At 64.6% G+C, this 8,359-nt stretch carries 9 protein-coding genes and 2 pseudogenes; 2 read left to right on the top strand and 9 right to left on the bottom strand.

From position 1 onward, the window contains the following. Positions 1–347 (bottom strand): annotated as a pseudogene (locus FGE21_RS16225) (hypothetical protein); the annotation flags it as partial. A 279-nt stretch (positions 348–626) separates the two neighbouring features. Here FGE21_RS16225 and FGE21_RS16220 point away from each other — a divergent pair. After that, positions 627–890 (top strand): HNH endonuclease, encoded by a 264-nt coding sequence (locus tag FGE21_RS16220; protein WP_176695467.1) that lies wholly within the window; start codon positions 627–629, stop codon positions 888–890. Positions 891–1,334: 444 nt separating this feature from the next. Here the strand turns inward: FGE21_RS16220 and FGE21_RS16215 are convergent, their stop codons facing one another. The 5 genes and pseudogenes from FGE21_RS16215 to FGE21_RS16190 form a co-directional block, all read right to left on the bottom strand. Then, a complete protein-coding gene (locus tag FGE21_RS16215) occupies positions 1,335–2,135 on the bottom strand; it encodes a lytic transglycosylase domain-containing protein (RefSeq protein WP_255731628.1) in 801 nt (266 codons plus the stop codon). Further along, positions 2,128–2,649, bottom strand: coding sequence for a S26 family signal peptidase (locus FGE21_RS16210; RefSeq protein ID WP_139664470.1), 522 nt, complete (start codon positions 2,647–2,649; stop codon positions 2,128–2,130). Before FGE21_RS16210 ends, FGE21_RS16215 begins: the two co-directional genes overlap by 8 nt. Then, positions 2,646–3,104, bottom strand: a complete 459-nt coding sequence (locus FGE21_RS16205; protein ID WP_139664469.1) for a DUF2840 domain-containing protein — start codon at positions 3,102–3,104, stop codon at positions 2,646–2,648. The genes FGE21_RS16210 and FGE21_RS16205 overlap by 4 nt, the downstream gene beginning before the upstream one ends. A 176-nt stretch (positions 3,105–3,280) precedes the next feature. Further along, positions 3,281–3,837, bottom strand: a pseudogene (locus tag FGE21_RS16195) (DUF932 domain-containing protein); the annotation flags it as partial. A gap of 89 nt (positions 3,838–3,926) precedes the next feature. Beyond that, a complete protein-coding gene (locus tag FGE21_RS16190) occupies positions 3,927–5,003 on the bottom strand; it encodes a site-specific integrase (RefSeq protein WP_139664468.1) in 1,077 nt (358 codons plus the stop codon). Positions 5,004–5,115: 112 nt separating this feature from the next. On the opposite strand from FGE21_RS16190, the gene dusA reads away from it, so the two are divergent. Beyond that, positions 5,116–6,129 carry a tRNA dihydrouridine(20/20a) synthase DusA gene (gene dusA / locus FGE21_RS16185; protein WP_139664467.1) on the top strand — a complete coding sequence of 338 codons (1,014 nt, stop codon included), beginning with the start codon at positions 5,116–5,118 and terminating at the stop codon, positions 6,127–6,129. Positions 6,130–6,367: 238 nt separating this feature from the next. Here the strand turns inward: dusA and FGE21_RS16180 are convergent, their stop codons facing one another. From FGE21_RS16180 to ccmI, 3 genes are read right to left on the bottom strand one after another with little or no spacing between them, the layout of a single operon-like run. Next, positions 6,368–6,601, bottom strand: a complete 234-nt coding sequence (locus FGE21_RS16180; RefSeq protein WP_139664466.1) for a DUF1289 domain-containing protein — start codon at positions 6,599–6,601, stop codon at positions 6,368–6,370. 2 nt (positions 6,602–6,603) lie between these two features. Beyond that, positions 6,604–7,080 (bottom strand): Holliday junction resolvase RuvX, encoded by a 477-nt coding sequence (gene ruvX / locus FGE21_RS16175; RefSeq protein ID WP_139664465.1) that lies wholly within the window; start codon positions 7,078–7,080, stop codon positions 6,604–6,606. Continuing rightward, positions 7,077–8,324 (bottom strand): c-type cytochrome biogenesis protein CcmI, encoded by a 1,248-nt coding sequence (gene ccmI / locus FGE21_RS16170; RefSeq protein ID WP_139664464.1) that lies wholly within the window; start codon positions 8,322–8,324, stop codon positions 7,077–7,079. The genes ruvX and ccmI overlap by 4 nt, the downstream gene beginning before the upstream one ends. Between the last annotated feature and the right edge of the window lie 35 nt (positions 8,325–8,359).

Raw genomic sequence — 8,359 nt, 5'->3', positions numbered from 1 at the left:
GGGTGGGATGCTGACACGCAGGCGTTGAAGATGCTGACGCCAAGTTCAAACTCGGCTTTCAGGTCCGCCCAGCTGCGCCCCTTTGGCAGCTGCTTGGGGTGGGTCCATTTGCCCGGCCCGGACCTCCACCGGCGACCCGACCGGCAGAGCCGGGTGCAGGGCGGGTGCAGGACTGCCAGCAGATCCCAGCCTTCCTCCAGGATGCCGTCGCGGACATCGCAGATGATGTGCCGGTTCGTCTGATCCTCAGCAGGTTTGACATCGCAGGACCAAACGTCATGGCCCAAGCCCAACAGGGCGCGGCGTAGGATGCCGCTGGTTTCGCATGCGACCAGGGCCCTAGCCATGGAGACACCCGTCCCGCGGTGCTGCGATCCGGCCCCGCCATGCATCAAAGTCGGTGCGCAGGGCGTTGAATTTGTTGAAAGCCTCGCCCCGAAGGTCGAGGTCGCGGCGGGTGACGATATTGCATACGGTAGCCTAATTGACATACTGCAGTCACCCAACGTGCGCCCGGTGCAGAGATCCTGCTCCGGGCGTTTGTCGTTTGTGGTTCCTGTACATCGAGAGGGCTTCCCTTGGCGCGACTGAAGATCTGCGCGGCGTCGGGCTGTGAGGACTTCGCAATGTCTGGGCTGTCGCATTGCGCGGCGCATGAGGCTGAGCGGCAGGCGAAGTTGAAGGCGCGGCGGGCCAGGGCGCAGACCTCGGCGGCGGCGGTGCTGGCTCGGGTGCTCTACGGCGATCCCAAATGGAAAGCGGCGCGTTTGACTTTCCTGCGCCAGCATCCGCTTTGCGCGGACTGCGGCGAGCTTGGCGTGATCGAGGCCGCCACGGATGTGGATCACATCACGCCACACAAGGGCGACCGGAAACTGTTCTGGGATTGATCGAACTGGCATGGGCGCGGAGCGAAAACGCTTGCCTTGGTGGCGCACGACGCGGGCCTTCACGACGACGCGTCGGGACGTGCGGGTCAGACCTTTGGCGGTTCGGGCAAACCGTCCTCGTCCAAAAGAGGTGTTGCCGGGGCGCATGCTGCCCGCGCCGATGCGATAGCCGGTATTTCCGGATTTCCGCGCAGCTCGCATGACCTCGTTGACGAAACGTGTCGGTTGCTTCGAGGTCCTGCCGCCGTGGCGGATACGCCCGGGGCGGATGGGCAGGTCATTGTCGCGCCGAGTCATGGCTGCACTCGCTTCCACGACCAGCTGCCGCTTAAAAAACTAAAATATATCATATCTCTAGAAGAAGTCCTGCGGCATGCAGCTTGGATGTGCCGCGCAAATCCTCGCAGAGAAACAACAGCTTGAGGTCTGCTTGCGGCACTTCTTTTATCTCGCGCTCTTTCTGTTGAGACCCTTCGCGTCGGCTCTCTCCGGCACATTCCTGCGACCGGGCATTCCAGACCGCGCCATGATGCGATTTCGCGGATCATGGCGTTTGCCCCCGGCTGTGAGGCACGAAGATGCCGTTTCGAGACGCGTCAGACGCAATCCATTGGGTGTCACCGGGGGGGGACCTGCCTCAGCCGTTGCCGCGAACAGCGGGGCGTCGCGCCAGTCCTGTGTCCTGTGCGGGCGGCTGACTGCCCGCGCGACGTCGGTTCCACCTGCGATGAGTGGCGCGAGGATGGCGAGGTAATTGCGGGTTTCGCGCGGCAGGGCGCGCCCGGTATCAAGGTGGTTCTGGTCCCGTGCAGGGCCCGCATTGTAGGCTGCGAGAAAGCCCGGTGACCCGAGCCGGTCGTACATTTGCCGCAGATAGGCGTTACCGGCCAGGATGTTATCGCGTGTATCGAAAGGGTCATTGCCAAGCCTGTAGGCTACGCGCAACTCGGGCCAGGTGCCGGGCATGATCTGGATAAGCCCCATGGCGCCCGCGTGGCTCACCGCGCGCGGATTGCCCGCACTCTCGACCTCCATGACGGCACGAATCCAGGGCTGCGGGATGTCGAACCTGCGCGCGGCGTCTGCGATATGGATGTCGATGGGTTGCTGCTCAGATGCTGAAACACTGCGGTCCTGAGCGATCACGGCGGACGGTGCCACGGTGATCGGCATGCAGAGGATCAGTACAAGCGCGGTCGTGACGCCCGCGTGCCGACGCCTGTGCCCGAGTTCAAGACTATGCATCTTCCGCCCCCCCAAATGTCCAAAGAGGGATGGCACGCCCGAGGAATGTATCCGCTGACAAGGGCCCGAAATAGCGTCCATCGAGGCTGTCGGCGACACCGGTGACGAGCAAGAAAACCTCGTCTGACTCCAGCGTGACACATCCCGTCCAACGGGGAAGTGGGCGACCGTGCCGGTCATCCGATGCTGCCTGGGCAACAACGGTGCCGCCGATGGCGATATCGAGACCATCGCGACAGATGGTCATGCCCGAGAAGGCTACGATGCGTTTCGACAGCAAGGTATCCGCACCGACATAGCCGCGCTCAACCACCCAGGATGACAGGTCTTCCGGCAGGCGCACGGCAACGAGATCGCCCAGCGATGGCGGGTTTGACGCTCGAACAACGTAAAGTCCGACCGGCACGCTTGCCGAGGTATTCCAGATAAGACGCGGTGCGTGGTCGATCTGTGCGACTGCGAGCAAACCGAGGGACAAACCGGCCGCGAGGAGGGGAGGGGCCGCCTCGCTCATGTCGTCACCATGCGACGCTTGAGCCAAGCCGCATGCCGGGCAGGAGTGTAGGGCCGGGGCGCCATTGCCGCGGTCAGGCGGTTGTGGACGTGCCGCCAATGATCGGGGCATACATCTTCCGGCGCGATGCCATAGCTTTCCACGATATCGACGGACTGCAGGGCCGCCTCGACCTTGGGCCAGCCGGAGAGGCGCAGCAAAAGCTCTCCGCCTGGCGTGACACAGGGCACCGTCGAGCAGGGCTCGCCTTCATCGACGGCGCGCAGAATGTCGATCCAGCTTTCAACAGTGCCGTGGTCGTTCGACGACCAGCGAACGAGCGCGAAGATTGCGCCGGGGGCGAAGGCCACGCGTTTTTCCGTGCGTGTCAGGATGGTTTCCTCGGAAATCCGGCCGAAACGGATCCAGCGCTCGATGCACCCTTCGATCCAGGTGAGGTGGACAAGTGTCTGCATCGGCTCAGCGCCCCCGCCGCAGATAGGCCGACGAAACGGCTGCATGGCGTTTGGCAGGCAGGACGCGGTCCTCGGTCTCGTCCGAAGTCGAGTTTTTCTCGCCCCGTGTGACCCAGGCCTGCAAATCGTCGACCGCATAAACGTCACGCCCGCCGATTTTCGAGTACCGCGGGCCGGTCCCGTACGCCCGGCACCTTCCAGCGCGTGTCGCCAATGCCGTTGCCGGCGATACGCTGGACGGCGGAGACCAGTTCGTGATCGTAGATGCGGCCATAGTCGGGGCCGGTGACTGCGCGCAGTTCGGTTCGGCCGTTCGCGACCTCCATCGTCTTGATCTGCTCGGCCCGGTGGTTCGTCAGCCCGTATTGCAGGTTGATGCCCGCCAGCGGCGCAGATAGGCTGCAGGCGCGCCGACGAGGCTCGAGAGCTGGCCAAAAAAGGACCAATGCGTCGGCGCGATGGGTTCATCCGCGCCAGGCAGGACAAGCCCCAGCCTCTCTGGGTTGTCGCGATGCGCCTCGACCCGTATCGCCGCGCTCTCCACCGTGCGCGTCCGGCTCCGCTCCGCCCGGCCCTGGACCGAGGCGAAGGGATCGTCGAGCGACAGATACCGCTCATCGTCGGGCCGCGAGAACCATTCGGACGACACCCGGTCTACATTCGTGCCGCGCGACACATCCACCTTGTAGCCGCCGCTCATGTCACGCCCGGCATCGATAATCTCGGTATTCATGGGTTTTCTCCCGCGACGGGCGGTCGAAAGCCTCTCTCTCGACCTCCAAACCCGTCACGGGCCGGGACGGCACCCCTCTAACTCTCCGATCACTCGGCTGCGCGGGTCTCGAGCGGGGAAGGGGCGCGCGACGCGGCGAGCCGGTGCAGCGTTTCCGGCCGGATATGCGTGTACCGGCGCAGCATTTTCCAATCCTTGTGGCCGGTGACCAGCGAGACTTGCTCGATGGCGAAGCCGGCCTCGAACAGGCGGCTTGTGCCCTCATGGCGTAGATCGTGGAGATGCAGGTCCTTCACGCCGACCTCGACGCAGGCGCGCCGGAAGGCCGTTCCGACCGATTTCGAGTTGTTGGGAAATATCCGGCCTCTTGCGTGCCCGAGCTCCTTGGCCTGTTCGGTGACCAACGCCCAGGCACCGAACCCCGTGGCGGCGAAGAGTGGCGTTCCCGGTCTTGTTGCGCGGTCCTTCCTGTCGCGGATCATGAGCATTCGGCGGTCGACGTCGAGATCGCTCCACTCGACCCGGCAGATCTCGTCGAGCCGCATGGCCGTGGCCACCGCGAACTTCACGATCCGTGTCATCGGCAGGGTCAGGCGTTTGTTGTCACCGAAGCAACGGAAGAGGCTGTTCAACTCATCCCTGGTGGGGCGACGATCCCGCTCGGTGCCTTTGCCGATGAGGCCCAGCCGCTTGAGCGCGACGCGCGCTAGATCAACTGGTTCCGGAGAGATATCGAGCCCGTGCACGGCTGCCGCGTGGGTGATGATCATCTTGATCACGCCGACATCGATCCCGAGAGCCACCGGGCCCACACCTTGTTCAGCCCGCATCTTGCTGTAGTCGATCAGCTTTTGCCGGTCGAGGTGCCCGACGTTCTCCTTGCCCAGATTGCGCTTGAGCGTCGTCAGCGTGGCGGCCTTGCTGCGACGCGGCGGTTTGCTTACCTCGCACATATCGATTATGTGGAGATCGATGAGATCGCCGAAGGTGGTCAGGCGGGAAACTGACGACTTGTTCGGCGCCAACCCCTGATCCACCCGGGTCTCCGCCTTGCGGGCCCAACGATGGGCGTCGTCGCGACGGAGAAACGTCTCACTCGCGTAGCGGCCCTTTCGTCTGATCTGGACCCGGTAGGCACCGGAGGGAAGCTTGGTGATGGAGGCCATTTTCGTGTGCGCTGTGTGTGCAATGAGTCGTCGTAGAGGGGCAAATTCGGGGATATTGGGGCGTAGTACAGCGTGTCAGCAACCGCCACCAACAGTTTGAAGATACACAAAAATGCAAATAAATCAACACGCTAGACTTTCTATTGCACCCATGATGGATTGGACCACGCGCGAATGCCGCTATCTGCACAGGCTGCTCTCCAAAGAGGCGCTGCTCTATACGGAGATGGTCACGGCTCCGGCGCTGGTGCGGGGGGGGGCTATGCATTTGCTGGATCATGATGCCAGCGAACATCCGGTGGCCTTGCAGCTCGGCGGATCTGATCCCACGGAGCTGGCCGCAGCCGCGCGTCTTGGGGCCGAAGCGGGGTATGACGAGATCAACCTGAACTGCGGCTGTCCGAGCGACCGGGTGCAATCCGGCGCATTCGGTGCGATTCTGATGCAAACTCCGGACCTGGTGGCCGATTGCGTTGCGGCGATGGCGGCGGAGGTCTCGGTGGAGGTGACCGTGAAATGCCGGATCGGTGTCGACGATCAGATCCCGCAGGAGGTCCTGCCGGATTTCCTCGACAAGATCCGGGCGGCCGGGGTGAGGCGGGTCACAATTCATGCGCGCAAGGCCTGGCTGCAGGGGCTCTCTCCCAAGGAGAACCGCGATATTCCGCCGCTGGACTATGATCTCGTGCATCAGATGAAAGCGGATTTCCCGGATCTTCATATCTCGATCAACGGCGGGATTGCCACGCTGGACGAGGCGGAGGCGCACCTGACACGGGGGCTTGATGGGGTGATGATCGGGCGGGCGGCCTATCATCAGCCGGCAGATGTGCTCTGTGCGGCGGATCCGCGTATTTTCGGCTGTGGGACGGTGACGGACCCGGTCGCGGTCGTGCAGCAGATGTTGCCCTATATCGAGCGGGAACTGCAGAACGGGGGGCGGCTTCATGCGGTGACGCGGCATATGCTGGGGCTGTTTGCGGGGCGTCCGGGCGCGCGGCACTGGCGTCGGCATCTGTCCGAGGGGGCGGCCCGCAAGGGGGCGGGTCCCGAGCTGGTCGAGGAAGCGCTGGCGCTGGTCACCCATCGCGCGCCGCAGCCGGAGCAAGACCTGCAGGGCGCGTGATCGATGGGATCTGCCGGACTGGATCGGAGAGGATCGCAGGGTGCAGACCCAGCGGGGGGGGGGGCGATGGAAAGGTCAGGATCACTGACCCGATGTTTCGCGCGCGAAACAATAGGTCAGCATCAGTTCCGCATGATTTTCAAGGCGTTACGCGGGCGTCCTGCGGCGGCGCAACGGAAGTTTCCACAGCGCGGTTGCCACGGTGCGCTGGCGGTTTTGCGGCCTGCGGGCGCGGGGATCAGTCGCGTTTCAGACGGGCGGCGCGTCCGCCCCGGCGGACCTTGGGCGCGGGCGTGCGGTTCGGCAATTCAGCCATGATCTCTGCGCGTTCGGCCTCGGTCATCTTGGACCAGCGAGTGATTTCGTCGATGGAACGGGCGCATCCGGTACAGAGCCGTGTCTCCGGCTGGATCACGCAGAGCTTGATGCAGGGGCTCTGGACCTCGGCCCTTTTCCAGACGTGATCTGCCATGCTCAGCCGTCGCTCCTCATGTGGCGCAAACGGTCGAGCGCCCCCTGCAGGATATACGATGCGGCCACGTGGTCGATCACCTCGGAGCGACGTTTTCGCGACGTATCGGCCTCCAGCAGGGCCCGTTCCGCCGCCACCGTCGACAGGCGTTCGTCCCAATATCCGATGGGCAGATCGATAATGCGCGACAGGTTGCGGGCAAAGGCGCGGGTGGACTGGCAGCGCGGCCCCTCCGATCCGTCCATGTTGCGGGGCAGGCCGAGCACGATGGCGCCGATGTCGCGGTCGGCGATGATCTCCTGCAGGCGGGCGGCATCGAGGGTGAATTTCTTGCGCCGGATCGTCTCCAGCGGGGTTGCGACCCCCCGCATGCGGTCAGAGACGGCGATGCCGATGGTCTTCTCGCCGAAGTCCAGCCCCACAAGGGCGCACATCGGGGGCAGGGCGGCGGCAAAATCGGCAAAATCATCCTGGCTCATTGCTGGTTCTCCACCCGGTTGAAGGCTGTATTGAGAAGGTCGAGCGCGGCCGCGTCACCTGCGAATTCGTCCAGCGCTTCGGCGTGAATTTCGCGTGCCTGACCGATGCGCCCCAGAACCCCGAGCGCAGTGATGAGACGGGACCATTCCGCCGGGCTGCCGCCTTCGGTCGCCAGACGTTCCGCCAGACCGGACACCATGCCCTCGATCATCTGCTGGCGGTCCTCGGGCGACATCTGCTGCATCGTGGCCACGTCTTCGGCGTCCGGGCCGGGAAGCGGGGCGCTCTCGGGCGCGGCGGGCGGCGGCGTGATCTCACGGTATTCGACCCCGGCCATCGCCGCCATGTCCTGGATCTGCGCGGCGATGGCGCGGGTCCAGGGGGCGGTGTCGGGCCCGGCGCGCAGCGTGTCCGCCCAGATCTGGTATCCCCGGTCGGGGCGCCCGATCTGACCCATCAGCAGGCCCAGATAATAGCGCGCGCGCCCGTCATCGGGGGAAAGCGTCAGGGCCCGCAACAACAGGGCTTCGGCCTCGGGCGAGACGTAGCCTCCGGCTGCCATGACCTGCAGCTCGGCCTGATCCACCAGATCCGACAGGCTGATATCGCCGTTCTGCAACGCGATAAACCGGGCCTTGGCGTCATAGGCGGCCTTGAAATTGCCGATCCGGGCCTCGTGCTGGGCCAGCAACGCCTGTCCACGCGGATCATCGGGACGTTCGGCGGTGACCTTGCGCAGATCTTCGACCAGCTTCAGATAGGTGGCATCAACCTGCGGGTTGGCGGCGGCGGGCAGGCGGGCCTCGGCTTCGGCCTGGCTGGGGCGGCTTCTGGCGCGTTCATCGGCGAGGGTGATCCGCCGGTCGAGGCTCAGATCGCCATAGCCCGGCGCACCAAGGCGCAGATACAGCCCCCCGGTGCCGAGGGCGATCACCAGCACCACGAGCACGGCTGCGATCCTGCCGGGGCCATTGGGGCGACGCTGACCGGCCTCGGCGGCCTGAACCTGTGCATCGGCGGCGAGGACACGGCGTGAGATTTCGGTGCGCAGACGATCCGCGTCCTCTGCGCTGACGACGCCGCGGGCGATGTCGCGGTCGAGATCCGTCAGCTGCTGCCGGTAGACGCGCAGGTCATAGGCGGCCGCAGGCTCGCCGGGGCCGTTGTGATTGCGTAGCAGCACCAGCGCCAAAATACCGCCCATGCCGAGGGTGACCAGACCGGTCAAAATCCAAAATGCCATCGTCTCTCCGCCGTTTCATCCCATCTATAGGGGGA

Origin of the sequence: Phaeobacter sp. B1627 (genome assembly GCF_006265095.1) — a bacterium.
Taxonomy (GTDB): Bacteria; Pseudomonadota; Alphaproteobacteria; order Rhodobacterales; family Rhodobacteraceae; genus Epibacterium.
The sequence above is the reverse complement of the archived record's forward strand: the minus strand, read 5'-3'. Positions and strand labels throughout refer to the sequence as shown.